Source organism: Salinimicrobium sediminilitoris (genome assembly GCF_020866905.1).
GTDB lineage: Bacteria > Bacteroidota > Bacteroidia > Flavobacteriales > Flavobacteriaceae > Salinimicrobium > Salinimicrobium sediminilitoris.
The window spans coordinates 192,387-217,822 of the sequence record NZ_JAIVCC010000009.1 but is presented as its reverse complement, the minus strand read 5'-3'; the positions used below and the strand labels follow the sequence as shown (position 1 = coordinate 217,822).

Sequence of the window (25,436 nt, the reverse complement as noted above, 5' to 3'; positions counted from 1 at the left end):
TTTTCTATTCGGTTTTCTGGTCTTCTTCACGAAGAAGCATCCCCTGTGGTTTTCCAAAAGTACTATTAAATCTTTCCTAAACTTCAGCTAATTGGATAAGCATAATTATACCAGAACTTCTGAATATTTTAAATTTACTAATGAGCATTTTTAAAGGAAGTACAGGTCAATTTACAGGCTTTCACATTCCTCAAAAAAAGCAAAAAATTTTATGGCAGTAAGTACATCTAATGAACCACAGGCTTTTAGTGAAATTTCTATTGAAAAAATAGTAGAAGAACTCCAGGAGAAATGCGAGATTGAAAAGCATTTACCGGGGGGTGGTTTCCTTCATATGAGTGATGAACTCCCCTACCTTGTTATTTACAGAAACGAAGATGAGGATATAGAAAAGGGAAAAGACCGCGCTACCGTGCGTCTTATTTTGAGTGAAGCTTCCTTTCTAATTATAGGAAACAAGGATTTTGAAGGATACCAACGGCTCATGTTTTGCCTTAGTGAAGCCATGTCCTCAAAATTTAAATCCTTTTTGATCATTGAGGTTTTTGCAGGAGCCCCGGAGAGTCGAAAATTTAAAATTAAGGGTCCTGCAGAAAAACTTTCCACCACAATTAAAGTTTTACAGGAAGAACTGGATGACGTTGATTCAGGATACAGGGCTTTGCAACTTGGATCTTCCGAAGTGCAGGATACTCTGGAAAGACAACCAGAAGGGAAGAAACCTCTTTTAAACCTGGAACAGTTAAAAGCTTCCGGATGTTTACTGCTGGGAATTGAGGTGCCGCCCGTCTACCGCAGCAAGGAAGGAGAAGACTACCCGGTTTTCTTTAGAAGCTTTAAAGATGATTTTGTAGTTGCCCTTCACAAAACAATATTTCAGTTCATTAGAATCCAAACCTCCAGCGGAGTCAAGAGCTACAGAGCTCTGGGGCAAAAAAACCTTCAAAATAAAGTTAGGGAAATTGACCGGCAGCTGGCCGAAATAGAAACTTCTTACCAGTTCCTGTGGTTGGTTTCCCCTGCCAACATACGGCAGATCAAAGACACATTTTTCGAAAGTAATTATGAAAAGGTACTCAACTATCATTACCGGCTTATACCATTTGATCCAGATGTTCTAAAACGAAGACTTTATAATCTCAAACTGGAGGAAATTGATGATCCCGCCCTCTCCTATATCTTCAGGGAAAAACGTGAAGAGCTAGATCTACAGATAAGTATGCTTAGCGACAGAGGCTCAGATAATTTTTTCTACAACAGTATGATGCTGTTTGGAAAAATTAGCAATGATCTGCAACATGAAGCTGAAACTATCTTAAAAGAAGTTCCTGAGAAGGAAGATCATGCTTTTGAAAGCATTATGAAAGCAGAAGATTTTAGGGTACTGGCAAATAAGGAGTTTGATTACTTCAGGGAACAGGACGAAAATTTTTCCAGTAAGGTCCACATTCGTGATGATGTGAATATCCTTATGGTTTCCAGGGGAGAACTTTATTTGCCAAGTGATTACAAACTCAATGCAAATGAAACTAAAGCATTGATCCAGCACGAAATAGGAACCCATGTCCTCACTTATTATAATGGGAATCAACAGCCTTTAAAATTATTATCCATAGGCCTTACAGATTATGATACCCTGCAGGAAGGGCTTGCTGTTCTATCGGAATACCTCGTTGGCGGGCTTACCGGCAACAGGATGCGAACCCTGGCCGGCCGGGTAGTCGCAGCTTCGGCCCGCATGCACGGGGCAGATTTCAAGGAGATCTTCCGGCTGCTCAATAAAGATTATAATTTTAAACCACAGCGTGCTTTTAATATTACCTCCAGAATAATGCAGGGAGGTGGTTTTACAAAAGATATTTCATATTTAAAAGGACTGGTGCAACTCAAAAAACACCTGGAAGAAGGTGGAGAATTAGCTCCCCTGCTCACAGGGAAATTTGCCCTTGAGCACATGCCAATTATCAGTGAATTGAATGAAAGGCGAGTACTTTCCCCCGTGAAACTTACCCCAAGATATCTTCATACCGAAGAAACCCGAAAAAAACTAAGTCAAATCAGGGAGGGAATCCCCCTTTCCAAATTAATTAATGCATGAAGATATGTTTTGTAGTTAACAGTGTGGAGACCGAAGGTGCAGGAACCACGGTCTATATAATGCATGAAGCCTGGAAAAGAAACCATGAAGTGTATCTTATGGGGGTCGGTGATTTCAGTTTCACTCAAAATGAAGCACTTACAATTATTAGTACTTCCCTGCCTAAAAGCCTGAAGCTTCGGAATCCTGAAGAACATCTTGAAATGCTACAGGGGGAAAAAGCTAAAATGAAAAAAATTAAAGCAAAAGAGTTAGACGTACTCTTCATTCGTAACAATCCTACCGAAGAAGATTCTGGGCGTCATTGGGCGGAGCAATCTGGTGTGGCGTTTGGCCGCATGGTTCAACAGGAGGGAGTTTTAGTTATTAATGATGCTTTTGCCCTTTCCAATGCTTTTATAGATAAGCTTTATTTTGAGGAGTTACCTGCCCATGTAAAACCGGCATCTCTTATTACTCGTGATAAACAGGAAATCCTGGAGTTTTTTGAGAACCATAAGAAGAAAATGATCCTTAAACCTCTGGAAGGATCTGGAGGACGCGGTGTTTACCTGATCGACAAGAATGAGAAAAATCTCAACCAGATCATTGAAAACCTTAGTGCACAGGGTTACATAATTGCCCAGCAGTATTTACCTGCCGCCAAGGAAGGAGATGTACGGGTTCTTCTTCTGAACGGAAAGATCCTTCAAAAGAACGGAAAGTTCGGGATCATTAAAAGAGTTAGTGGTGATGGGGAATTCCGCAGTAATATTTCACAGGGCGCTACCCCTGAAGCCAGCGAACACACAGAGGAAATTCAGAAAATAGTGGATATCATCGGACCTAAATTAAAAAGGGACGGACACTTTTTTGTAGGCCTGGACGTGGTAAAGGATAAGCTTATAGAGATCAATGTACTGAGTCCCGGTGGGATCGACGGACTTCACAAAATTGGTATAGAAAATTTCTCAGATGTTATCATTGAAGCCATAGAGAAAAAAGTAGAATATAAGAAGCTCTACGGTTCGGGAATATCGAACAGAGAGCTGGCCACAATGGAGTAAGATAAAATTCAGAAAAATAATAAACCGGGAGAAATCCCTTAAATCAAAGAATTAATGAAAATATGTTTTGTTGTAAATAATGTTGAAACTGAAACCTGTGGGACCACCGTGTTCCTTATGCAGGAGGCCCGTAAACGTAAGCATGAGGTTTATGCAATGGGAGTAGGAGACTTCTTTTTTAAGCAGGGCGAAGAGCTCTCTATTGATTCTACCTACGTTCCTAAAAAAATGGAAGCCAAGACGCCCGAAGAATACCTTAAACTCCTCCAGGGAGATAAAGCTAAAAAAGAAAGAATAACAGCTACAGATCTTGATGTGCTGTTCATAAGGAATAATCCAACCGAGGAAGGGTCTTCCCGCCAATGGGCTGAACAATCTGGTATTGCTTTTGGGCGTATGATGCAACAGGAAGGAGTGCTGGTTTTGAATGATGCCTACGCCCTATCCAATGCTTTTATCGACAAACTATACTTTGAAGAACTTCCTGCCAGTATAAAACCAAATTCCATAATTACCCGTAAGAAAGAGGACGTTATGGAATTCTTCGAAAAACATAAGAAGAAAATGGTTCTTAAACCTCTTGAAGGTTCTGGTGGTAGAGATGTATACCTTATCGATAAAAACGAAAAGAACCTTAACCAGATCATAGAGAACCTTTCTGGACAGGGATACATTATAGCCCAGGAATATTTACCTGCAGCCAAAGATGGAGATGTAAGAGTATTACTTCTCAATGGCCGTGTAATGGAAAAAGACGGTAATTACGGGATCATCAAGAGATTGACCGGTGAGGGAGAATTCCGAAGTAATTTTAATCAGGGAGGTACAGGCGATAAAAGTCCGCTTACAGAAGAGATGAAAAAGATCATTGAAATAACCGCTCCAAAATTAATAAGGGACGGCTTATTCTTCGTAGGACTTGATATTGTCAAAGACAAGCTCATTGAAATCAATGTTCTGAGTCCAGGCGGGATGGATCACTTCGGAGAAATAGGACTCCCCGATTTTTCGGATGTAGTGATAGACGCTATTGAAAAGAAAGTTGAATACAAGAAGTTGTACAAGGGCCAGATATCCAATCAGGTGTTGGCTACTATGGCATAACTTCAGAAAAAATATACAATGAAAGATAACACCCGAATTATAGGAGAATACTCCACCAATAAAAAAGGACCATTATTATTTGTCACTGCCGGGGTTCATGGAAATGAACCCAGCGGGGTACAAGCCTTGAAAAAGGTCTTTGCCGAACTTGAAAAAACCAAACCCGAGATCAACGGCCGAATTGTAGGTGTAATGGGTAATAAAGCTGCCCTGGAAAAGGAACAGCGGTATATTGATGAAGACCTGAACCGCACCTGGACCGAAGATAATGTCAGGAACAACGATCCTGAAACCCAGGAACAAAGGGAAATGCATGAAATAATTGAAGTCCTTGAAAAGTATCCCGAAAAGGATTATTCAAAACGTTATTTTCTGGACTGCCACACAACCTCTTCAGATAGTTTGCCTTACATATCTGTGCAGGATGTGAATGACAATGATAGCTGGGCCCACAAATTCCCTACCTACATTGTGAGAGGATTTAGTGATATTATCTACGGTGCCATAGATCACTATATGAGCCGAACCGGTCTTACAGGTTTTGTCTTTGAAGCAGGCCAACACACCAGCAAGGCTTCTGTTGAAAACCATGAAGGAATGATATGGCTGGCTTTAAAGGAAGCAAACGGTCTTGAAGTGACGAATGTTTCCTGCTATCCCGAATGTGTGGAACGTTTTACCGAGAAAAATGCTCCTTCTCAAAAGACTTTTGAGATCAAATACCGGCACGAAATCAAAAAAGGAGATAGCTTTAAAATGGAGCCGGGCTTTAAGAACTTTCAGAAAATTAAAAAAGGCCAGTTACTTGCAACAAGTAATGGCCAGGAGATAAAAAGTGAATGGGATGCGTACATTTTTATGCCCCTTTACCAGTCTCAGGGCAATGATGGCTTTTTTGTCATTGAAGAACAATAAACTTTCTCTGCTACAGAGGTGGTAGTTATCGTCTCACGATACCTACCACTTCTCCTGTAACACATTTTATTCTTAAGAATTCCCCTTTTTGAACCCCATACTTACCGTCGGGTACCTCATAATCCCCAACTCCTCCAGAAAAAGCAGACTGCATAATAATCTTTGTGCCATCCCGGGGATCGGTTAATGGATTGTTACAGGAATCATTTCCTGTAGTAGCACCTTCCGGTGCTATAAAATTTTCAGGTGCATCTGTAGCGGCTCTAAGCACCGGTTTCATTGTCCTGGTTTCCATAGTACTGCCACAACCAAAGAGAATGATCGTAGAAAACACCAGGAGCGCATTTTGCAACTTGTTTTTCATAACGGTTTAAATTGGTACAGTAAAAATTAGAAAATTTTTTAATTCCCTTCTAAAAATTTCCTCTGAAAAAGAGCACCAAAAAACACCTTTTTTGAAAGGATATATTTATTGCACTAATCTTAAAACAAAAGTCCTACTTATTCCGAATATGCTATGGTGGTCAAAAGGGCATTTTCTGCCTGTCTTGAATCCAGGCGGGTATGCTGTACTACTACCGGCACAGAAGACTCGATCACGCAGGCATAATCTGTACCTAAAGGAACAGGCTCCGGGTCTTTCAAGTCGTTGAACCTTAAATGTTTGGTGCGCTGAGCCTCTACAGTCACTTTATAGGGTCCCACCGGATCTTTATCTGAGAAAAAGATGGTCAATTCCACCTTGGCATCTTGATTCGAGGTGTTGAGAATACAAGCCGTTTCATGACTTGTGAATTCAGGTTCCTTACCCGTTCCATATTCGGGGATATAGCCTTCAGCTATTACCCAGGTCTTTTTTCCTAATGCTTTCATTGTTTATTTCAGTTTTATAAGCAGTCCCAGATTGGCCGGAAGGTTAATTTTATCACTCATTTCTTTTCCTTCAAATTCTTCGTGGGATGAAACTTCCACAGTTCCTTTCCATTCAAAATCGGGAGCAAAATTCACTTCTGAATCTGTGAGATTTAAAACAATAAGGAACTGCTGTTTTTCGTATTTTCTGATGTAAGAAAGAATTTCCTCTTCAGAAAGTACAGGCACATAACTACCAACTTGCAGGGCCGGCTCCTGCGCCCGAATCTTTAGAAGTTTCCTGTGCAGCTGAAGCATGGAACCAGGCTGGTCCCACTCCTTCTTTACATTAATTTCTTTGTAATTACCCATAAGCGGAAGCCAGGGTTCTCCTTTAGTAAATCCTGCATGTTTTGTGGCATCCCACTGCATCGGGGTGCGTTCGGGATCCCGACTGCGCCCAACCCCCGGTTCGTTCAAAGCCTGTGGATCCTGGATCTTCTCCTTTGGAATATCAACATCCTGCATCCCCAGTTCATCCCCGTAATAAATGGTAGGCGTTCCTCTAAGTGTTAGCAACAATATTGCGGCATTTTTGGCCTGCTCCTTCCCCACCCGGCTTGCAATTCGGGAATTGTCATGGTTACCCAACACCCAATTGGGCCAGCCATTTTCAGGAAGCGCCCCTTCATATTCATCTATTGTAGCTTTGATCCTGGCAGCATTCCACGGAAGCTGCAGCAGTTGAAAATTGAAAGGTAAATGAGCACCTTGATTGTCTTCTCCGTAATAACTTACAAGCTTGCTTATTGGCAGGTAAATTTCTCCAATGAGTAATCTCTCATCATATTCATCGATTACCTTCCGCATTTTATGCACTATGTCATGAACTTCATCCTGATCTGTTGAATAGGCCGGTAGTAATTTGCTGTATGAATTCATTCCTTCCTTATAATCAGGATTTGGTGGATCATCCCTCAATTGTTCGTCCTTGATCATATGCCACATCACATCTACCCTAAAACCGTCTACTCCCTTCTTGAGCCAGTACCTCATTATGGCCAGCATTGCCTGTTGCAAATCGGGGTTTCTCCAATTGAGATCGGGTTGTTCTTTTAGGAAAGCATGGTAATAGTACTGTTCGGTTTCCTCATCATATTCCCAGCCGCTACCTCCAAATACACTTAACCAGTTATTAGGTGGACCTCCATCCTTACCGGGATCTTTCCAAATATACCAGTCCCGTTTATGATTGTTTTTTGAACTTTTAGATTCAAGGAACCATGGATGTTTATTTGAAGAATGATTAGGTACTAAGTCAAGGATAAGCTTCATTTCTCTTTGATGTACTTCCCTGAGCAATTCATCAAAATCCTTCATTTCTCCAAATAGTGGATGAATACCGGTATAATCACTCACATCATAGCCAAAATCGGCCATGGGAGAAGGATAAATGGGCGATATCCAGACAGCATCGATACCCAGATCTTTCAGGTAATCGAGTTTTTCAATTATTCCACGTAGGTCTCCTACACCATCACCATCACTGTCTTTATATGATCTGGGGTAAATTTGATACACTGTTCCCTTGTGCCACCATAAGTATTCTTTGTAATTCATAAGAAGTTATGTTTTTTATGCATCCACCTGTAACCATAAGGGGTTAACTTTACTTCAGCTTTTTCGGGGTCGAAATTTTCGTATCTTATATTTCCGAAGACATCTACAACATCCTTAAATAATTCTTTATCCACTTCGAGCTTTATGGTAATTTCTTTCCCCGAGAAATTATGAAATGCTACTCCCATTCCTTTTTCAGATTTTGTATAGTGCCCTAAAACATGAGGATTACCGGTGTCAATGACGTGATTACGGCCCCATCCAAATTCCGCAAATTCCTTTCGGTAATCTATGGCTTTGGAGATCCAGGTAAGAAAAGAATCGGGATCTCTCAATTGATCATTTACATTAACTTTCTCGTAGCCAAAATCTCCTCCGGAAATGACATTTCTAATAAGATTTTCTGTGGGTGCAGTAGAAAATCCGCCGTTCCTGTCATTAGCCCACTGCATAACTGTGCGAACACTGGAACGACCTTCCATTGAAAGATCTTCCCCCATTCCTATTTCTTCACCGTACCGCAATACCGGTGTGCCGGGAATCGTAAAAAGAAGGCTATGGGCCAGCTCCATTTTTTTTCGGTCATTTCCGAGCATTGAAGCCAATCTTCTTCTTATTCCCCTACCAAAAATGCGCATGTTTTCTTTGGGGGCAAAAGCTTTAAAGACCTCGTCTCTTTCGGTTCTGCTCAATTTGTCGAGGTTTAATTCGTCATGATTCCGAAGAAATGTTGCGAGCTGTTCTTTTCTGGTAATTTCTTCAGGCATTCTTTGCAGGGCCCGGGCTACAGGAATAGCCTCTTCCCTGGCAAATGACAGAAACATGAAGTTATTCACGTAAAAATTAAACAGCATATGCATCTGGTCCTCGTTCCCCAGATACTTATTGTATTGGTTTGGATCAAGATCAACTTCGGCCAGCAAAATAGCATCGGGTTTTTGAGTTTCAACAAATTCCCGGAAATTCCTGAAGATCTTATGTGGATCTCCTTCAAAGTCCATTCTGCCTTTTTCCTTGAACATATGAGGCGCAGCGTCTATCCTGAAGCCCGAAACCCCAATCTTCAACCAGAATTGCATAATCCTGAATATTTCTTCCTGAACTTGCGGATTGGCTATGTTTAGATCGGGTTGATGCGGATAAAAAGAATGGAAATAATATGCTTTAGCAGTACGGTCATATTTCCAGCTGATGCTTTCTTCACCTTCGGCTGCCATCATATTTTTCTCCGGGTCCTCAGGCTTTTCATCTACCCAGATGTAGTAGTCTCTGTATTCTGAATTTTTGTCCTTCCGGGATTCCTGAAACCAGAAATGTTCAGTCGAAGTGTGATTAACTGCAAGGTCAATCAACACTCTTATTCCAACTTCTTCCGCAGCATCAATGAGCTGAGTGAAATGACCTAAGTCGCCGAGACGGGGATCAATTTTATAATAATCTTTTACGTCATAGCCATTGTCCCGGTTGGGCGTATCAAAGATTGGCAGGAGCCAGAGACAGGTGATCCCAAGGCTTGAAAGGTATGGAAGGGCATTTTTAAGTCCTTTGAAATCTCCGGTGCCGTCACCCGTTGCATCCTTAAAAGTTTCTACATCCAGCGAATAGATCACCGCATTTTTGTACCAGTACTTATTCATCTTAGTGAGTTATTGCTGTTGAAGATTTGGAAGTACTTCTTTCTCAAAGAAATTTATATAATCTTCCTGTTGCTCATTTACATTATGGATGATTATTTTTTCAAATCCCATTTCATTGAATTTTTTGATCTTTTCAATAAAGACATCTGCATCACTTCCAATGATCACGTGCTTTTCCATGTCTTCTTTTCTGGTGTTTTGGCCCATGGCATCAAACTTTTCGGGACTGTCAATATCTGCAATTAGCTTGCTAGGATAAATATTATTTCTCCATTGTTCCCATGCACCATCCAAAGCTTTTTCACGGGTACTCGCATAGGATACCTGTACTTTCAAAGCCAATGATTTTTCACTTCCATCTGCTCCCCTAAAGGCTTTTACCATTTTTTCAAGTTCCTCAACGGGTTTGGAGATCGTGATCATCCCATCTGCCCACGAAGAGAGCCAGGCTGCTGTTTTTTCTGTAATAGCTGCTCCATATACTGTGGGAATTTGAGTGGGTTTGGTAAAAAGTTTAGCCCTCTCGACGGTGAACATTCCCTTATGGTTGAGATATCCGTCTTCCTGCCAAAGGCGTCGCATTACTTCGACCGATTCCTGTAAACGTTTATTTCTGTCCCTCTTTGGCGGCCATTTTTCCCCTGTGATATTTTCATTAAGAAGTTGACCACTGCCAGAACAGAGAAAGAATCTTCCCGGAAACATTTGATCTAGTGTCGCCACAGCCTGTGCAATTATTGCAGGATGATATCTTTGGCCTGGAGCATTCACTATCCCGTATTCCAAGTTTGTAGCCTGCATTGCCGCACCCAGCCAGCTCCATGCGAATCCACTCTGTCCCTGCTTGTCACTCCAGGGATGGAAATGGTCTGACGACAAGACCGCTTTAAAACCTGCATCTTCAGCCTGCTGAACAAGTTTGAGAAGATGGCCGGGGGTAAATTGTTCGTGGGAAGCGTGGAAACCAATTTTCATAAATAGCAGCTTTAATTAGAATGTTTCAATGATTCCTCCTAAATTATAAAGCTTTACACGATAAACCGGATTTCTGTTATTAAAAAAATGATAAATTGTTGATTCTCCTAAACATTGATCGTACATACATGACCTCAGTCATGCCTTGCCAGGATATATAAAATTACCTTTGTGAAGCAATAAAGAAATTATGACAAAGCCTACACCCCTTAAACGACACCATGCCCTGAAACCTTTGAGCAGGGATCATCACCACGGGCTGCTTTTATGCTGGAAAATAAGAGAAGGATTAAAAAAGAACGTCCCACTCGACCGAATTAAAAAATATACCGATTTCTTCTTCACTTCTCAATTAAGACCGCATTTTAAGTTTGAGGAGGAGGAGATTTTTCCATTATTGGGAGATTCTCATCCCATGAGGGTTAGAGCCATAAAAGAACATTCCCTACTGCAGGATCTATTTAAAGCTGAAGCGGTTAAAGAAACCTTCACCTCAATAGAAAAGGAATTGAATGATCATATAAGGTTTGAGGAACGGGAATTATTCCGGGAACTGCAGGAGACAGTGCCCGAGGAAAAACTTAATATCATAAACAATAAGGAAGAGGAGATTATTACTCCCGATCCCGATGATTGGGAAGATAAATTCTGGCAATAAATCTTAAACCTAAAGCCATCGTTTGCGTCTGAAATAGAACAGCATCCCCACAATTAATAGAAACATTGCTATTAATAAAATGGGATAACTGTACTTATACTCCAACTCGGGCATAAATTCAAAATTCATCCCATAGATACCGGCCAGGAATGTGAGGGGAATAAAAATTGAAGCCATTATGGTAAGCACTTTCATCACCTCGTTCATCTTGTTACTAATCGTGGTCATATACATATCCATTAGGCCCCAGGTCATTTCCCTGTAGATCTCAATATTTTCTGAAACCTGTAGCATATGGTCATAAAGGTCTCTTATATAGTTTATGGTTTGCTCCTGTACCAGGTTGTGATTCATTTTTTCCAGGCGACTTACTACTTCCCTTAGCGGGTTCACAGCACGTCTTATTCTAAGCATGGTACGCTTTAACTCCTGGATTTCAAGAATGGTATCATCCTTTGGTTGGGCATCAAAAAGTCGCTCTTCCATTGCCTCTATTTTATCACTCATATCATCTATGACGAGAAAATAATGATCCACTATGGCATCTAAGAGAGCAAAAACAAGATAATCTGCCCCACGGCTCCTTATTCTGCCTTTTTCTGTAGAAAGTCTTTCTCTTACTCCGTCAAAAACATCTCCCCCGGCCTCCTGGAATGTGAGCACATAATTCTTTCCCAAAACTATGCTTATATGTTCATTTTCAAGCCTACCATCTTCTTTGTAGTAAAGCATTTTTGCAACAATGAAAAAATAATCTTTATACTCATCAATTTTAGGACGCTGGTTGGTGTTTACTATATCTTCAATAATCAATGGATGAAGCTCGTAATACTTTCCAATCTTTTCAATTTCACTGGTGTTACTAAGGCCGTCAATATTGATCCAGGTGGTGCGGTCCTCTTCTTCAAACTGAAATGCATCTTCTGGCCGTTTTGAAGTAAACCTCTCATACTTTTCGGCATTATAATCAATTACCTCCAGTTTAGTTTCTACCTGTTCCTTTCTACCAACATAAGTCACAGTTCCCGGCGCCTGGTGAAGAGCTTTATTAGATTTTGGCCTTTTGGAGAGGTAGCGCGTTCTTTTAACCATACAAGAATAATTTCTTTAAAAGTAAGAATTTCCTCTTACCTAAAGTTCACTATAAAAAGTTGTATTTAACAATCCTCTGCCATTGAGCATTGGTAGGGTTTCATTTTCTTTGTAACATGGTAGAGGAGGCAAAGTTAATAGATACATTAAAGGAATATTTCGGTTATGACAGTTTCAGGCCGTTGCAACGGGAAATTATAGATTCGGTTTTTGAGGGTAATGATAACCTGGTGATCATGCCCACAGGTGGCGGAAAATCTATTTGTTTCCAACTTCCTGCCCTTTTGCTTCCGGGGATCACCATTGTGATCTCTCCCCTTATTGCCCTTATGAAAGACCAGGTCGATGGGTTAACCGCTAACGGTATTCCCGCTGCCTTTCTCAACAGCAGTCAGCAGGAAAAAGAGCAACAGGAGATCTTCAGCAAGATCGAAAGAAAAGAGATCAAACTACTTTATGTAGCTCCCGAAAGTCTTCAGTATATCGACACTGTTTTTTCCGCAGGAAATATCAGCTTAATAGCTATTGATGAAGCACATTGTATTTCCAGCTGGGGTCATGATTTTAGACCCGCTTATACACAGTTGGGATATCTTAAGAACCGTCATCCCGAAACTCCTGTAATTGCTCTTACCGCCACGGCCGATAAAGCTACACGCCAGGATATTTGTGAGCAACTCAATATTCCTCACGCCAGGAAACATATTTCTTCTTTCGACCGAAAAAACCTGAGCCTGGAAGTTCGCCCCGGAATTAAAAAATTTGAACAGATTTCGGCATTTTTGAAAGGTAGAAAGTCTGAAAGTGGTATCATTTACTGCCTTAGCCGAAAGAATACAGAAGAACTTGCGGCCAAATTACAAGCTAAAGGCCATAAAGCTGAAGCTTATCATGCCGGACTTTCTCATAATGACCGCATTTCAATTCAGGAGGATTTCATCAATGACCGCACAGATATTATTTGTGCCACTATTGCCTTTGGAATGGGAATCGATAAATCTAATGTTCGATGGGTGATTCACTATAACATGCCGAAAAACCTGGAAGGTTATTACCAGGAAATCGGGCGGGCCGGTCGTGACGGATTGCCATCATCTACCCTGCTGTTCCACAGCTATGCCGATGTGGTGCAGTTACAAAAGTTTGCTGAAGGTTCTGGGAATTCTGAAGTTCAGCTGGCAAAACTTGAGCGCATGAAGCAATATTCTGAAGCTCTAAGTTGCCGCCGAAGGATCCTGCTAAGCTACTTTGGTGAAGTAATTTCCAAAGATTGCGGTAATTGTGATGTCTGTAAAAATCCGCCTGAATTCTTCGATGGAACTTTATTGGCTCAAAAGGCACTTTCTACCATTTTCAGGCTTCGGGAACAGGAACCTGTTTCAATGGTTATCGATGTTTTAAGGGGGGCTCAAAATGCACAGGTGCTCGAAAAAGGATATCAGCAGTTAACTACTTATGGCATTGCACAGGATGTTTCCTGGAGGGACTGGCAGCAATACATGATCCAATTAATCAATATGGGCTATGTTGAAATTGCTTTTCATGATCAAAACAAACTTCGACTTACCAGTCTTGCCAAAAATGTGCTTTTTGAAGGAGAAAAAGTCTTGCTCGCAGAGGTGATCCAGGCCGAACTTCGAAAAGAACAGACTGTAGAAGAAAAAACTTCAGAAAACACTCTTTTTGAGAGGTTAAGAAAACTGCGGCTTGAACTTTCAAAAGATGAAGGAATTCCTGCTTATCTCATTTTTAATGATGCCACTTTAAAAGAAATGGAAAAGGAAAGACCCATGACCGATGAAGATTTCATGCAGATTAGTGGTGTGGGGAGACAAAAAATGCAAAATTACGGTTACAGGTTTATAAAAGAGATCATCGCGTACGGCAAAGAAAAGAGGGAGAAGAAAGCCCGCAAAAAGGGAAATACATATAAGGAAACCTTCAAACTTTATAAGGAAGGCATGACCATTGAAGAAATGGCTCAAACCAGGAATCTTGCTCCTACTACAATTTTTTCACATCTCTCCAAATTGTATGATTCAGGTGAAGGTGTTGATCTAAAGAAATTCATTTCAGAAGGTGATCTTGAGGCAGTTAAAAAGGCCAAATCCAAACTAGATAATCCCGATGCCTTAAAGCCGTATTTTGAACACTTTCAGGAGGAAATGGATTACGGAACTATAAGAATGGCATTGACGATCCTGAGCAAAGAGGAATAAATGCTGTTCAGGATTCATTTATAGTGTTGTATTTGAACTACCTAATTAGTCTCGGCTCATCCCAAACAGACATTAAATCTTGAAATCCACCTTGTTCAGAATCAAACCGCTTCCGGGAGCAATGTAGGTCATGGGCAATTTTACTTTGGGATCAAGGGCTTCTTCTATGTCTTTAAGTGAGAACTCTCCTCTGCCCAACTGCACAAGGCATCCCATGATCAACCGGATCTGATTTCGCAGAAATCCCGTTCCCGTGACTCTTAGAAGGAAAGATCTTTCGGGGAAAAAACTTGCCGTAATTTCCGTGTTTGGTTGGATCTCACAAATTTCAATTTCCCGTTCCACTATGGTATGTGGGGTAGGTTTTGTGCAAAAGTTATGGAAGGAATGGTTTCCTTCAAAAAGTTTTGCTCCTTCCATCATAAGGTCAATGTCCAGGTTTTCAAGGAAAGTAGCCATTAGAGGTGCTGCAAAAGGATGGCTTTTTCTTCCGAAGGAAAACAGGTACAAATATTCCTTTTTCTTTGGATGCTGGATGATATTGAAGCCTGCGTCCACTTCTTTTATGCTTAGAACCCTAATATCTGGCGGTAAATTCTTGTTGAACAACACCATGAAATCTGCAATATTTTCCAGAGGCTCATGGTCTGTAAATAATTCAAAAGCAGATTCATGCGCTGAAACCATTGCATCTGTACGGCTGGAGCCAAGGATCTTGAATTTTTTATCGCCCAGAACGAATTTCAGGGTTTTCTTGACAAGACCTTCGACAGTTTTTAAGCCCGGCTGCCTTTGCCAGCCATGCAGCCTGTATCCAAGGTATTGTACCTTAATGAGGTAATAAAATCGCTGTTGCTTCACAAAATTTAATTTTCACGAAATTAATGGAAAATCTTCGGCTAATATTGATCGAATCCGGCTTTGTGCGAATTGTCTTTAACTTTTAGTTAAAATATAATGGCTGCTACTTTTGTATCTTCACTTTTATGGAAAAGACATTGAGTTCAAAGGGGAAGCAAATTTTATTTTTTGGCACCTTAAGTATTCTGGTAATTTACTTTTTATTTCAGGGTCTGTTTCACGCTAAAGGATTCCTTATTCCCCTTACCACCGCATTAATTTTTGCTTTATTGATGATGCCGCTGGCACGTAAGATGGAAAAATCTTTTATTAATCGTACGGCGTCTTCCCTACTCAATACTTTTATAATTTTACTAGTCTCTGTTGGATTCATGGCGCTGGTTTCTATGCAAGTAAAAACTGTAGTGGATGACTGGTCTCAAATAAAAGAAACCATGCAGCCTAAAATAGAAAATTTAAAGGGTTTTCTTCTTGAACATACTCCTCTCAACCAGGAAGATTTAAAACAGTCTGGTGAAGGTTCTTCAGTTCCATTTATGGGTGAAAATTCCAATCCGGGGCAAAAAGCAGCTTCTTTTCTAAATCAGGCAGTTAGTTTCTTTGGAGATTACCTGCTCACTTTCATTTACATCTTTTTCATACTTAACTACCGGCACAGGTTCAAGGATTTTCTACTCTTGTTGTTCCCCGATTCCAAAAGGAAAGAAGTGAAGAAAGTGATAGAGGATTCAGCTAAAGTGACTCAAAAATACCTCGTGGGAAAGCTCATTTTGATAGGTTTACTGGCTGTTTTATACTCCATAGGACTGGGGATATCCGGGGTGAATAATTTCATTCTGGTTAGTCTTATTTCGGCCATTTTAAGTATTATACCTTACATAGGTAACATAATTGGGATGGGATTAGCCATAGTTTTTGGCTACCTTACCTCGGGGGATTCAACGGTGCTTATTGGGATAATCATCACCTTTACCATTGCGCAATTTGTGGAGAGTTACATTCTACAACCCTATGTAGTGGGAGACCAGGTTGATCTTCACCCGCTTTTTGTTATCCTGGCAGTGATCATTGGCGGGATGATTTGGGGCATAATGGGAATGATCCTGGCTATACCAATTTTAGCCATTTTCAATGTTGTTTTTTCTCATATTCCTCCACTAAAACCTTTTGCTTTTCTCTTTAGTAAAGAGGACGACGACTAAATGAAATTTTCTCTTGAAGAACAGTTTGAAGGATTTATTCGCACTCCGCAAATATTTGCTGAAAATGCCTTTTTTGAGTACCCGCTTTACCAGACAAGTAAAGTAACACCACAAATAAATCCCGCGAAAATATCGGCACCCAAACAAAGTGTCCTGGGGAAGCGGATGGAACATTTTTTTGCTTTTTATGTCTCTCATTTTACTTCGGAAGAAATTTTAGTTCAAAACCGGCAGATCATTGAAGATAAAACAACCCGGGGCGAGCTGGATTTTCTGCTGAAGGATCCTGCCTCAGGAATTATTTCCCATATAGAATTGATCTACAAATTCTACCTTTTTGATCCCGATTCGGGTGCTTCAGAACTTGATCATTTAATTGGACCAAATAAGAGGGACAGTTTGAACAAAAAATTGGAAAGACTTCAAAAAAAGCAATTCCCCCTACTCTTTAAGGAGGCAACTCAACATTTTTTATCCTCTTTAGATATTAGTACTGAACATGTAGTCCAAAAAATGTGTTTTAAAGCATCTGTTTTTCTTCCGAAGCAAATGAAGAGGATATCTTTCGATCACATAAATCCTGAAACGATTGCTGGTTACTGGATAAAGGCTTCAGAATTTACTTTTGAAACCTATGGAAAAAATGTATTTTTCACCCCCACCAAGAAATACTGGCCGGTATCTCCACAACCAAATGAGAAGTGGTTTTCCTATGATGAAATTGAGGAACAAATTCACACATTACTGGAAAGAAAATTTTCTCCCCTACTATGGATGAAAACATCCAGGGGAGAGCTTGAACGTTTTTTCATAGTGTGGTGGTAGCTATTTGGAATATATTAACGGCAAAATACGATCTCCTTAAGGAAAAATTATGAACGCCCGTCCTATGCCTTATTTCACATATTAGTATATTAACTTGGCATTTATGAATCAGGAAGAAGCCTCTCAATTTCGAGGGAAAATCTTCTCTAAAACACAACAGATCATGCCAATTTTGACGAAAGAACAATTTGAGGAATTAGCAAAATTTGACAGCAACCCCTGCATCTCTATTTTTATTCCCACTGTAAGAGCGGGAAAAGACGTCCTTGAAGAAAAAGATAAGATCAATTTAAAAAGCCAGTGGAAGAAAGCCGTTGAGGAACTAAAGAATATGGGATATCCGCAGGATAAAATTGACAAGATGGGAAAACCTGTTTTTGACCTGATGGATGACCGGGATTTCTGGAGACATCAGAGCGACGGGCTTGCACTCTTTCTTGCAGATGGTTTTTCGAGGCAGTATACCCTGCCAATATACTTTGAAGCCTATACCTATGTAGCCGATCATTTTTACCTCAAGCCTCTTGTACCTATGTTCAACGGAGATGGAAGATTTTTTCTACTCCATTTACAATTGGACAAGGTGAAACTCTATGAGGCCACCCAATATTCTATTGGTGAAGTAGAAATTGGTGATCTCACTCCAGATCAACTGGAAGACAGAGTGGGATACGATTATGAAGAAAAGAACAGTAAGCACAAAACCCAGCGCAGTAGCGGAGGAGCCGGTGCAGAAGGCAGCTCGACGCAACATGGATATGAAGCAGCTAATCGTGACAGGAAAAATGAGATCCTGAGGTTTTTTAGAGCTGTGGATAAAGGAATCTATGAGGTTCTTAATAATGAATCTGTTCCACTCATTGTCGCCTGCCAGGATTCCTTCTTCCCGATTTACAAGGAAACCAGCCGTTATAAAAATTTATATCCTAAACCGGTGCCGGGTAATCCCGAAGCAGACCATGAGAGTATTTTTAGTCTTCATGCAGCCGCATTGGACACTCTTGAACCACATTTTAGAAAAGAAAGAGAGGAGAAAATGGCCCAGTTCAACGACCTTAATCCTTCCCGAACTTCTACAAGCGTGTCAGACATTATTCCTGCTATTTACGAAGGGAAAGTGGACACTTTATTTCTTCAGAACCGGGAAGACATCTGGGGGAATTATAATGAAAATATGGCTTCTGTTGATGTGCATGAAGAAAAAAGAAATGGCAGTCTTTCCCTAATGAACCTGGCCGCCGTTAAAGTAGTTGAGCAAAATGGAACGGTATATCTCATTGAAGAAGAGTTCATGCCAAATAAAAAATCAAAAATGAATGCCGTTTACAGGTATTAATTTAGATTATTAGAAAATGAAAAAGCTGCCTTAAGGGGCAGCTTTTTTTATGAGTATTGGGCTATTTTACCCGTGACGTCTTCATAGAATTTTTTGATCTTTATGAAATCAAGATTTTTATCGGCCGTGGCATAAAGAGGCTTTGATACTTTCACCTTTTTATTTCCAAAGTCGAAGGCAATCATAACGATTGGAACATTTGCGGCTTTTGCAATGTAATAGAACCCAGTCTTCCATTCTGCAACCTTTTTCCGGGTGCCTTCGGGAGACATAGCTATACGCAAAACTTCCTTTTGATCGAACAAAGCTGCAATAGCCTCTACTTTCTTCTGCCCCGGAGTGCGGTCTAAAGGAGTACCACCCATCCATTTAAAATACCATCCAAAAGGAGGTTTAAACAATTCCTTTTTAGCTAAAAATTTAATATCCACCCCAAGTATCCTTCTCACCAGGAGCCCAAGGTAGAAATCGTGCCAGCTGGTATGTGGAACCACAATGACTATAGCCTTCTTTAAATTATCGGGCCAGCTTCCGTAGAATTTCCAGCCCATAATTCTAAAGTAAATAAATCTAGCCAGCCAGTTCACTCTCTCTGTTACTCTTTGTAATCTCCCCTCCTCTTCTCTTTCTTTCTTCGTATAGGAGACCTAACTCTCTTCCGGTTTGGCCTTTTACAGAAGTATTTTCTTCGGCTCTTCTAATAAGATATGGTACAACCTCTCTCACAGGACCAAAAGGTACAAGTTTGGCGACGTTGTAACCGGCCTCGGCCAGGTTATAGCTAATATGTTCACTCATTCCGAATAACTGGGAGAACCAAACCCTGTCATTATCTTTCTCAATGCCTTTATCTTCCATTACCTGTAGTGCCAGATAATTGCTCACTTCATTATGGGTTCCAATAAAAACAGAGATGTCATCGATATGGGCAAGGCAATAAGTTAGTACCCCATTAAAATTCACATCTGTAGCTTCTTTATTTTCGCAAATAGGGGAAGTATATCCCATTTTTGCAGCTCTCTGATTTTCCTTTTCAAGGTAAGCACCACGTACAATTTTGGCTCCCACTACGAATCCCTGGTCTTTGGCCCTGCTATGCAGATCTTTTAAATATTGCATCCTGTCCCAACGATAACATTGAAGGGTATTGAAAATAACTGCCCTCTCCCTGTTATACTTGAACATCATTTCTTCCATAAGAACATCGGCGGCATCCTGCATCCAGCTCTCTTCGGCATCAGCCAGGAGACTAACACCGAGTTTATAAGCTTCCTCGCAGATTCTATTCACACGATTTTTCACTCTTTGCCACTCTTCTTCCTCTTCAAGAGAAAGACTGGCATTTGCAGATACCTTTTGCCAAAGTTCAAAGCGACCAATACCGGTAGGTTTGAAAACTGCAAACGGCAACTCCTTACGTTTAGAAATAAATTTAACAATATTGGTCTTCCGCTCGATGGCCTTTTCAAATTCGCTTTCCTTCTCCTTCCCTTCTACTGAATAATCAAGAATACTGTGAAGATTTTTACTGTGCATTTTTTCTATAGTAGGAAGGCAATCCTTCTCGGTCACTCCACCACAGAATTGATTAAAAATTGTTTTTTTAATAAGGCCCTCTACAGGCAGATGTGCCTTGAGAGCAAGATTGGTCATCGCAGTTCCTGTTTTGACCAAAAATGGCCGGTCTATCATTTCAAAAAGAAAGATTGCCCGGTTCAATTCTGAATCAGATTTTAGTCTAAAAGCTGTTTCAGTATCATTAAATATTTTCTTAGTGATCATTTATCCAAATTAGGGTATACAAAGATAATTATTGAGTGGAGAATGTTAGGATTTTTCTCCTTATTTTCGGCCATTTAACGAGTATTTATAATTTGGATCCATGACTAAAGCATCTGCCGAATCTTCGGTTTTTTTTAATGAAAAAGGTTACGAAAAATTCAACCATTTTATAGAGCAGGAAAGCTTCACGAAAATTTTTGTGTTAGTAGACACTAATACTCATGTTCACTGCCTTGCTCCCTTTCTTCAGCAACTGGAAACTAATATTCCTTTAGAAATTCTGGAAATTGACGCCGGGGAGGAAAATAAGACCCTGGATACCTGTAGTTCCTTGTGGGACACATTATCCCATTTGGGAGGAGACCGTAAAAGTCTGCTGGTAAATCTTGGCGGAGGTGTGGTGACCGATTTAGGGGGGTTTGTAGCGGCTGCCTTTAAACGGGGAATCGCTTGCGTACATTTCCCCACTACCTTGCTTGCTATGGTCGACGCTGCCCTGGGAGGAAAAAACGGGGTCAATCTAGGAGCTTTAAAGAACCAGGTAGGGGTCATTAAAAAACCTGAAATGGTTATAGCCGATACTTCATTTTTAGGAACTTTACCCGCAGCCGAAATGCGCAGCGGCCTTGCCGAAATGCTTAAACATGGGTTAATTGCAGATGAGGACTACTGGAACCGTCTTAATTCGCTTAAAGAACTGGGCATAACAGACCTGGAAGATCTAATAAAGGAATCGGTAGTCATAAAGGAAAAGATTGTAAAGGAGGATCCTTTGGAAAAAGGTTTACGTAAGAGTCTCAATTTTGGCCATACCCTGGGACATGCAATTGAGTCTTTTTTTCTTGTAGATCCCGAAAAACAAAAATTACTTCATGGGGAGGCCGTTGCCGCAGGAATGGTATTAGCTGCATTTCTTTCCTCAAAACTTGAAGGATTTCCTATCCACAAAAGAGATGAAATAAGAAATTCTATTCATTCAATGTACGGCAGGATCACCATTTCCATTGAAGATCAGGAAAAGATCATAGACTTACTTAAATATGATAAAAAAAATGAGGGAGGAAAAATAAATTTTGTTCTTTTGCGGAAAATTGGCGAACCGGTTATTGATCGGGAGGTACCAAATTCTCTCATTCTGGAAGCATTTAGGTTTTACCTTGCACTTCCAGAGAATGAATAGTTTAATTAAGATTGACTTTAAATTTTTTACTTATTTTAACGGCGGCGGAAATATGAATTGCTATTTTCGCCTAGAAGGAGGACTTAAAAATTACTTATGAAAAGAATCATTGTTGATTACAAAAAGCTTACTCCCGAAATTTTGGGGCTACTCGTTGACAAATATCCTGATGGGTATGACGATGATCAAATCATCTCATTTAAAAATGCAAAAAATGAGACGGTTGAGGCGGTTGAGGTAAGGACCGAAGACAGTATTTACCTGGTGAAGGTAAGTACCCGCCTTGAGAACACAATGGCAAATTATGATGAAGAAGACTACGATGATTCAGATTTTAATGAACCCATTGTGGATCTTCCGGAAAAGAATGAAGATGTCGAGGATGAGGTAGAAGAGCCTGAAGACGAGGATCAGGATTTATAAAAAAACCATAAAAAAAGCCGCTCAAAAATGTCATTTTTAGAGCGGCTTCTTTTTTCTTTAAGACTTGAAAAGAGTTAAAGGGTTAAGCATGTTGGTCCTCATGTTTTCCTTCTTTGATTTCCTCTATCAGCTTAGCATTAAATGCAGGGAGATCGTCCGGATTTCTGCTTGTAACGAATCCTTCATCTACAACTACTTCTTCGTCAACCCAGTTTGCTCCTGCATTTTTTACATCATCTTTCATGGAATTATAAGAGGTCATAGTCCTTCCTTTGACCACTCCCGCACTTATGAGGGTCCATGGCGCATGACAAATGGCTGCTACAGGTTTCTTTTGTTCAAAAAAATCACGTACAAATTTTAGAGCCTTCTCGTTCGTTCTTAGATTATCTGGATTCATAACTCCCCCAGGAAGCATAAGCGCGTTATAGTCACTTGCATTCACTTCTCCTACTACTTTATCTACATTGTACTCTTTTGACCAGTCGGTCTTATCCCAGGCTTTAATCTTACCTTTTTCAAGGCTTACAATATGCACTTCAAATCCTTCATCTTCCATTGCTTCTTTTGGAGAGGTCAATTCTACTTCTTCAAATCCATGTGTTGCCAAAATGGCTACCTTCTTATTCATATCTTTTCCTTTTTTGGTTTAACAATAAGAGATAAGATAGTTAATGCAAAAGGTATTTTGTACTAAAAAGCCTTTAAAATCGAACAAGGGAAGGTTAAACTTTGATTAAGATTTAGTTTTCTTTTTTTCTTCCTGCTCTTCTTGTAGGTTTTCTTCCTTTGCCTTATCTGAATGTGATTGAAGCGTATCCAGGATCCTCTTTTCATCAATCAATTGACCCCGCTTCTGCTCAAGCCTTTCAAGCTCCTGGTAGATCGCAGGTTCGGCATATTCATTTGGCTCCACCCTCTCCTTTTTGTGAAGGGCATATTGCACTGTAAATTCGGCTCCAAAGAATACAATAAGACAGGTATAATAAACCCATAGCAGAATCAGGACCACAGAGGAAGCCCCACCGTATATAGAACCGGGATTACTCTGGCCAAAATAAAAACCAATTAAATATTCGGCTATCAGGAATAAAAAGGTGGTGAGCATGGCTCCTAAATAAGTTGTTTTCCACCTCAATTTTACATCAGGTAACCATTTAAAAATGGCCGCAAAGAGGGACATAATAATGGCAAAAGAAAGTGAGAAATTCAATATTTTAAGCAGGAATGTAGTAATAACGGGAGCAATTGATGCTACATAATCATTTATAGCTTTTAAAATTGCCGATATGACGAGCGAAATAAGGAGCAATAAACCAAGAACGAAAACCATTCCGAGGGAAATGACCCTGTTTATAACAATCCTTTTAACCGTATATTTTTTTACAGCAATATTCCAAATGTTGTTCATTGCTGCCTTTAACTGAAAGAATACTCCCGTAGCACCAAAAATAAGAAAGGCAAAACCGAAGATCACGGCCCAGGTCGAGGTTTGATCGAGTGCTGCGTTGGCTACCATTCCTTCAATGGCTTTTGCTGCATCTACACCAATGAATTCCCCTATTTCCTGGGTGATCCTCCCCTGTACAGCTTCCTTTCCCCAAAAATAACCTGCAACTGTTACTACAATAATAAGTAAAGAGGGTAACGAGAATAATGCGTAATAAGCAATTGTAGCACTTCGGGCCCATGAATCATTCCTGTTCCAGCTTACGTAAGAATGCCTTAATAGTGCCCAGAATGTGAGTAATTTTCGCTTAATTAAGCTCATAGAAATCATATAAGAATTTAAATTAATAAAAAAAGCCCTCCAAACTATAGCTTGAAGGGCTTTTAATAAGAATTTAGTAAACTAAAGATTCTCAAAAATTGAATGCATAAGTCTTTTCTTATCATTAATGCTTTCCTCAAGAGAAATCATTGTTTCTGTACGATACACTCCTTCTATGTCATCCAGTTTGAAAATAATCTCTTTGGCATGCTGAGTATCTCTTGCTCTAATCTTACAGAATACATTGAATTTTCCTGTGGTAACGTGTGCTACCGTAACGTATGGAATTTCATTGATACGCTCCAGAACAAATTTTGTTTGAGAAGTATTTTGAAGAAAAATTCCCACATACGCTATAAAAGCATAACCTAATTTCTCATAATTAAGAGTAAGGGATGATCCAAGGATAATTCCTGCCTCTTCCATTTTCTTAACTCTAACATGCACCGTCCCTGCAGATATGTTCAATTTCTTGGCTATATCGGTAAAAGGGGTCCGGGTGTTGTCGATCAACATATTGAGGATCTGGTGATCTGTTTCATCTAATCTAAACTTTGCCATATCTAATCTTTTGTAGATTCTCCTTATTTTTAAACGAAGTACAAAATTAATACAAAATAATTAGATTATAAATAATATTCACGGAATTTGAGGGGATTTTATTGATAACTTCTCTTTATTTAACAAAATAACCTCTACTATATCGTTTTCGATAAGAGGGGATCCATCCGTTTTTTCTAATTCCTTACCCTCGCAATCTATTTCCCTGTGACCAAAAAAATGGAGATGCTCATTTATATTCTGAATTTGGGGCTCAAAATGAACTCCTCCTCCTTTTATTTTCTCTGAGAACTGGATCCCTACATCTACTGTTTTTCCTTTTATTATTGCATTACGTAAAATAATATCCAGAAAACTCTTTTGGTTTTCAGGGATACCGAAATAGTCTTCTTCTCTTTGCTGAACAAAATCTCCTGTAGCAATAGCCTTTATTCCTATTAATATGGAATAGGAGAAGATCCTGCGGGTTTTCTCTCTTAAATAATCCTGCGGAAAGTGGCCGCATTCAAAAAGTATTGTAGGTACGTCCTGTGCCGTAAAATAATCACCCGTACAATTAATATTAAAACCATCATCAAACCTCCCTACCTGCCCCGGGATCACCTTTTGCAGTTCAGCATTCATCGCCGCTATTACTTTCATAGCCTTTATCCTTACAGGTGTCACTGTCCTGGCAACATCCATGGAAGGCGCTAAAAAGGAGAGCGTAGCAGGCAAATTTTTAACTCCTGCTCCAAAGATCGTACGTTGATCATGCAGGTTAAAGCAAAAATCTGGTTTGAAATCCAGAAAGCAATTGCGAAGAACTCTGCTTTCCGGCTCGTGTAGATCACTTGCGTCCCTGTTAAGGTCTACCTTATTGACATTTTCTCTCGTATACCTCGCAGCCCCGTCCGGGTTGACCATAGGAAGAATAAGTAAAGTACATTGCTCCAGGATTTTCTTAACCTCGCTATGATCTTTATAAATTTTGAAAAAAAGCAGAAGATCAAGTACTCCTTTTGTAGTAGTGGTTTCGTTCCCGTGCATTTGAGACCAGGCAAAGATTTTTTTAGATCCTGTACCTATTGTAATACTTAAAATGGGAATATTAAGAAATGATCTTCCTACTTCCTTTATTTCATACTCTTCCTCGAACTCCTTCAAAGCTTTCTCCAGATTAGAAAAATCAAGAAATCGTCCATGTATTCCAGGGACAGTGAATTGCTCGTACTGCTCTAAAAAATCTGTAGTTATATCCATGTTTACAAAAGTAAATATTCCATAATTTACAATCGTA

24 protein-coding genes are annotated in these 25,436 nt (G+C 40.0%); 11 read left to right on the top strand and 13 right to left on the bottom strand.

Annotated elements, in window-relative coordinates; genetic code table 11:
- The first annotated feature begins 211 nt into the window (after window positions 1–211).
- From LA313_RS10865 to LA313_RS10850, 4 genes are read left to right on the top strand one after another with little or no spacing between them, the layout of a single operon-like run.
- Window positions 212–2,098 carry a flavohemoglobin expression-modulating QEGLA motif protein gene (locus LA313_RS10865; protein WP_228914817.1) on the top strand — a complete coding sequence of 629 codons (1,887 nt, stop codon included), beginning with the start codon at window positions 212–214 and terminating at the stop codon, window positions 2,096–2,098.
- Complete coding sequence (locus tag LA313_RS10860) at window positions 2,095–3,144, top strand: glutathione synthetase (protein ID WP_228914812.1); 1,050 nt, start codon at window positions 2,095–2,097, stop codon at window positions 3,142–3,144. The genes LA313_RS10865 and LA313_RS10860 overlap by 4 nt, the downstream gene beginning before the upstream one ends.
- Before the next feature lie 54 nt (window positions 3,145–3,198).
- The gene (locus LA313_RS10855; protein WP_228914810.1) at window positions 3,199–4,248 is read left to right on the top strand and encodes a glutathione synthetase; all 1,050 of its coding nucleotides are present in this window, start codon (window positions 3,199–3,201) and stop codon (window positions 4,246–4,248) included.
- 18 nt (window positions 4,249–4,266) lie between these two features.
- Window positions 4,267–5,163 carry a M14 family metallopeptidase gene (locus LA313_RS10850; protein ID WP_228914809.1) on the top strand — a complete coding sequence of 299 codons (897 nt, stop codon included), beginning with the start codon at window positions 4,267–4,269 and terminating at the stop codon, window positions 5,161–5,163.
- A gap of 25 nt (window positions 5,164–5,188) precedes the next feature.
- Here the strand turns inward: LA313_RS10850 and LA313_RS10845 are convergent, their stop codons facing one another.
- The 5 genes from LA313_RS10845 to LA313_RS10825 form a co-directional block, all read right to left on the bottom strand.
- Window positions 5,189–5,527, bottom strand: coding sequence for a hypothetical protein (locus tag LA313_RS10845; RefSeq protein ID WP_228914808.1), 339 nt, complete (start codon window positions 5,525–5,527; stop codon window positions 5,189–5,191).
- A 137-nt stretch (window positions 5,528–5,664) separates the two neighbouring features.
- Window positions 5,665–6,036, bottom strand: a complete 372-nt coding sequence (locus tag LA313_RS10840; RefSeq protein WP_228914807.1) for a sensory rhodopsin transducer — start codon at window positions 6,034–6,036, stop codon at window positions 5,665–5,667.
- 3 nt (window positions 6,037–6,039) lie between these two features.
- Window positions 6,040–7,635 (bottom strand): alpha-amylase family glycosyl hydrolase, encoded by a 1,596-nt coding sequence (locus tag LA313_RS10835; RefSeq protein WP_228914806.1) that lies wholly within the window; start codon window positions 7,633–7,635, stop codon window positions 6,040–6,042.
- The gene (locus tag LA313_RS10830; protein ID WP_228914805.1) at window positions 7,632–9,272 is read right to left on the bottom strand and encodes an alpha-amylase family protein; all 1,641 of its coding nucleotides are present in this window, start codon (window positions 9,270–9,272) and stop codon (window positions 7,632–7,634) included. Before LA313_RS10830 ends, LA313_RS10835 begins: the two co-directional genes overlap by 4 nt.
- A gap of 9 nt (window positions 9,273–9,281) precedes the next feature.
- Window positions 9,282–10,247 carry a TIGR03885 family FMN-dependent LLM class oxidoreductase gene (locus LA313_RS10825; RefSeq protein WP_228914804.1) on the bottom strand — a complete coding sequence of 322 codons (966 nt, stop codon included), beginning with the start codon at window positions 10,245–10,247 and terminating at the stop codon, window positions 9,282–9,284.
- A 190-nt stretch (window positions 10,248–10,437) separates the two neighbouring features.
- Here LA313_RS10825 and LA313_RS10820 point away from each other — a divergent pair, with 190 nt between their 5' ends.
- On the top strand, window positions 10,438–10,905 hold the full coding sequence (locus LA313_RS10820) for a hemerythrin domain-containing protein (RefSeq protein ID WP_228914803.1): 468 nt from the start codon (window positions 10,438–10,440) through the stop codon (window positions 10,903–10,905).
- Between the two features lie 9 nt (window positions 10,906–10,914).
- On the opposite strand, the gene corA is transcribed toward LA313_RS10820, so the two are convergent.
- On the bottom strand, window positions 10,915–11,997 hold the full coding sequence (corA, locus tag LA313_RS10815) for a magnesium/cobalt transporter CorA (RefSeq protein WP_228914802.1): 1,083 nt from the start codon (window positions 11,995–11,997) through the stop codon (window positions 10,915–10,917).
- Between the two features lie 116 nt (window positions 11,998–12,113).
- Here corA and recQ point away from each other — a divergent pair, with 116 nt between their 5' ends.
- Complete coding sequence (recQ, locus tag LA313_RS10810; RefSeq protein ID WP_228914801.1) at window positions 12,114–14,216, top strand: DNA helicase RecQ; 2,103 nt, start codon at window positions 12,114–12,116, stop codon at window positions 14,214–14,216.
- A gap of 72 nt (window positions 14,217–14,288) precedes the next feature.
- Here recQ and LA313_RS10805 read toward each other — a convergent pair whose 3' ends face one another.
- On the bottom strand, window positions 14,289–15,077 hold the full coding sequence (locus LA313_RS10805) for a tRNA pseudouridine synthase A (RefSeq protein ID WP_228914800.1): 789 nt from the start codon (window positions 15,075–15,077) through the stop codon (window positions 14,289–14,291).
- A 125-nt stretch (window positions 15,078–15,202) separates the two neighbouring features.
- Here LA313_RS10805 and LA313_RS10800 point away from each other — a divergent pair, with 125 nt between their 5' ends.
- The 3 genes from LA313_RS10800 (at window position 15,203) to LA313_RS10790 (ending at window position 18,440) form a co-directional block, all read left to right on the top strand.
- Window positions 15,203–16,279: an AI-2E family transporter gene (locus tag LA313_RS10800; RefSeq protein WP_228914799.1), complete on the top strand. Its 1,077-nt coding sequence runs from the start codon at window positions 15,203–15,205 to the stop codon at window positions 16,277–16,279.
- Window positions 16,280–17,104 (top strand): DUF1853 family protein, encoded by an 825-nt coding sequence (locus LA313_RS10795; protein ID WP_228914798.1) that lies wholly within the window; start codon window positions 16,280–16,282, stop codon window positions 17,102–17,104.
- Window positions 17,105–17,207: 103 nt separating this feature from the next.
- The gene (locus LA313_RS10790) at window positions 17,208–18,440 is read left to right on the top strand and encodes a baeRF3 domain-containing protein (RefSeq protein ID WP_228914797.1); all 1,233 of its coding nucleotides are present in this window, start codon (window positions 17,208–17,210) and stop codon (window positions 18,438–18,440) included.
- Window positions 18,441–18,487: 47 nt separating this feature from the next.
- Here the strand turns inward: LA313_RS10790 and LA313_RS10785 are convergent, their stop codons facing one another.
- Both LA313_RS10785 and LA313_RS10780 read right to left on the bottom strand, forming a co-directional pair.
- On the bottom strand, window positions 18,488–18,991 hold the full coding sequence (locus tag LA313_RS10785) for a 1-acyl-sn-glycerol-3-phosphate acyltransferase (protein WP_228914796.1): 504 nt from the start codon (window positions 18,989–18,991) through the stop codon (window positions 18,488–18,490).
- A 19-nt stretch (window positions 18,992–19,010) separates the two neighbouring features.
- Entirely contained in the window at window positions 19,011–20,222 is a 1,212-nt protein-coding gene (locus tag LA313_RS10780; RefSeq protein ID WP_228914795.1) for a proline dehydrogenase family protein, read from the bottom strand.
- A gap of 100 nt (window positions 20,223–20,322) precedes the next feature.
- On the opposite strand from LA313_RS10780, the gene aroB reads away from it, so the two are divergent.
- Together aroB and LA313_RS10770 are read left to right on the top strand one after the other, a co-directional pair.
- Window positions 20,323–21,402, top strand: a complete 1,080-nt coding sequence (gene aroB / locus LA313_RS10775) for a 3-dehydroquinate synthase (protein WP_228914793.1) — start codon at window positions 20,323–20,325, stop codon at window positions 21,400–21,402.
- A gap of 96 nt (window positions 21,403–21,498) precedes the next feature.
- The gene (locus tag LA313_RS10770) at window positions 21,499–21,825 is read left to right on the top strand and encodes a hypothetical protein (RefSeq protein WP_228914791.1); all 327 of its coding nucleotides are present in this window, start codon (window positions 21,499–21,501) and stop codon (window positions 21,823–21,825) included.
- Window positions 21,826–21,907: 82 nt separating this feature from the next.
- Here LA313_RS10770 and LA313_RS10765 read toward each other — a convergent pair whose 3' ends face one another.
- The 4 genes from LA313_RS10765 to LA313_RS10750 all read right to left on the bottom strand — a co-directional run bounded on the left by LA313_RS10765 (window position 21,908) and on the right by LA313_RS10750 (window position 25,399).
- Window positions 21,908–22,456 carry a type 1 glutamine amidotransferase domain-containing protein gene (locus tag LA313_RS10765; protein WP_228914789.1) on the bottom strand — a complete coding sequence of 183 codons (549 nt, stop codon included), beginning with the start codon at window positions 22,454–22,456 and terminating at the stop codon, window positions 21,908–21,910.
- Window positions 22,457–22,561: 105 nt separating this feature from the next.
- Window positions 22,562–23,596 carry a YihY/virulence factor BrkB family protein gene (locus LA313_RS10760; RefSeq protein WP_228914787.1) on the bottom strand — a complete coding sequence of 345 codons (1,035 nt, stop codon included), beginning with the start codon at window positions 23,594–23,596 and terminating at the stop codon, window positions 22,562–22,564.
- A gap of 81 nt (window positions 23,597–23,677) precedes the next feature.
- Window positions 23,678–24,157: an Lrp/AsnC family transcriptional regulator gene (locus LA313_RS10755; RefSeq protein ID WP_228914785.1), complete on the bottom strand. Its 480-nt coding sequence runs from the start codon at window positions 24,155–24,157 to the stop codon at window positions 23,678–23,680.
- A gap of 78 nt (window positions 24,158–24,235) precedes the next feature.
- Entirely contained in the window at window positions 24,236–25,399 is a 1,164-nt protein-coding gene (locus tag LA313_RS10750; RefSeq protein WP_228914783.1) for a M14 family zinc carboxypeptidase, read from the bottom strand.
- Between the last annotated feature and the right edge of the window lie 37 nt (window positions 25,400–25,436).

Coding starts and splice junctions, on each gene's coding strand:
- LA313_RS10865 (WP_228914817.1), top strand. CDS start 212: ATGGCAGTAAGTACATCTAATGAACCACAGGCTTTTAGTGAAATTTCT.
- LA313_RS10860 (WP_228914812.1), top strand. CDS start 2,095: ATGAAGATATGTTTTGTAGTTAACAGTGTGGAGACCGAAGGTGCAGGA.
- LA313_RS10855 (WP_228914810.1), top strand. CDS start 3,199: ATGAAAATATGTTTTGTTGTAAATAATGTTGAAACTGAAACCTGTGGG.
- LA313_RS10850 (WP_228914809.1), top strand. CDS start 4,267: ATGAAAGATAACACCCGAATTATAGGAGAATACTCCACCAATAAAAAA.
- LA313_RS10845 (WP_228914808.1), bottom strand. CDS start 5,527: ATGAAAAACAAGTTGCAAAATGCGCTCCTGGTGTTTTCTACGATCATT.
- LA313_RS10840 (WP_228914807.1), bottom strand. CDS start 6,036: ATGAAAGCATTAGGAAAAAAGACCTGGGTAATAGCTGAAGGCTATATC.
- LA313_RS10835 (WP_228914806.1), bottom strand. CDS start 7,635: ATGAATTACAAAGAATACTTATGGTGGCACAAGGGAACAGTGTATCAA.
- LA313_RS10830 (WP_228914805.1), bottom strand. CDS start 9,272: ATGAATAAGTACTGGTACAAAAATGCGGTGATCTATTCGCTGGATGTA.
- LA313_RS10825 (WP_228914804.1), bottom strand. CDS start 10,247: ATGAAAATTGGTTTCCACGCTTCCCACGAACAATTTACCCCCGGCCAT.
- LA313_RS10820 (WP_228914803.1), top strand. CDS start 10,438: ATGACAAAGCCTACACCCCTTAAACGACACCATGCCCTGAAACCTTTG.
- corA (WP_228914802.1), bottom strand. CDS start 11,997: ATGGTTAAAAGAACGCGCTACCTCTCCAAAAGGCCAAAATCTAATAAA.
- recQ (WP_228914801.1), top strand. CDS start 12,114: ATGGTAGAGGAGGCAAAGTTAATAGATACATTAAAGGAATATTTCGGT.
- LA313_RS10800 (WP_228914799.1), top strand. CDS start 15,203: ATGGAAAAGACATTGAGTTCAAAGGGGAAGCAAATTTTATTTTTTGGC.
- LA313_RS10795 (WP_228914798.1), top strand. CDS start 16,280: ATGAAATTTTCTCTTGAAGAACAGTTTGAAGGATTTATTCGCACTCCG.
- LA313_RS10790 (WP_228914797.1), top strand. CDS start 17,208: ATGAATCAGGAAGAAGCCTCTCAATTTCGAGGGAAAATCTTCTCTAAA.
- LA313_RS10785 (WP_228914796.1), bottom strand. CDS start 18,991: ATGGGCTGGAAATTCTACGGAAGCTGGCCCGATAATTTAAAGAAGGCT.
- LA313_RS10780 (WP_228914795.1), bottom strand. CDS start 20,222: ATGATCACTAAGAAAATATTTAATGATACTGAAACAGCTTTTAGACTA.
- aroB (WP_228914793.1), top strand. CDS start 20,323: ATGACTAAAGCATCTGCCGAATCTTCGGTTTTTTTTAATGAAAAAGGT.
- LA313_RS10770 (WP_228914791.1), top strand. CDS start 21,499: ATGAAAAGAATCATTGTTGATTACAAAAAGCTTACTCCCGAAATTTTG.
- LA313_RS10765 (WP_228914789.1), bottom strand. CDS start 22,456: ATGAATAAGAAGGTAGCCATTTTGGCAACACATGGATTTGAAGAAGTA.
- LA313_RS10760 (WP_228914787.1), bottom strand. CDS start 23,596: ATGAGCTTAATTAAGCGAAAATTACTCACATTCTGGGCACTATTAAGG.
- LA313_RS10755 (WP_228914785.1), bottom strand. CDS start 24,157: ATGGCAAAGTTTAGATTAGATGAAACAGATCACCAGATCCTCAATATG.
- LA313_RS10750 (WP_228914783.1), bottom strand. CDS start 25,399: ATGGATATAACTACAGATTTTTTAGAGCAGTACGAGCAATTCACTGTC.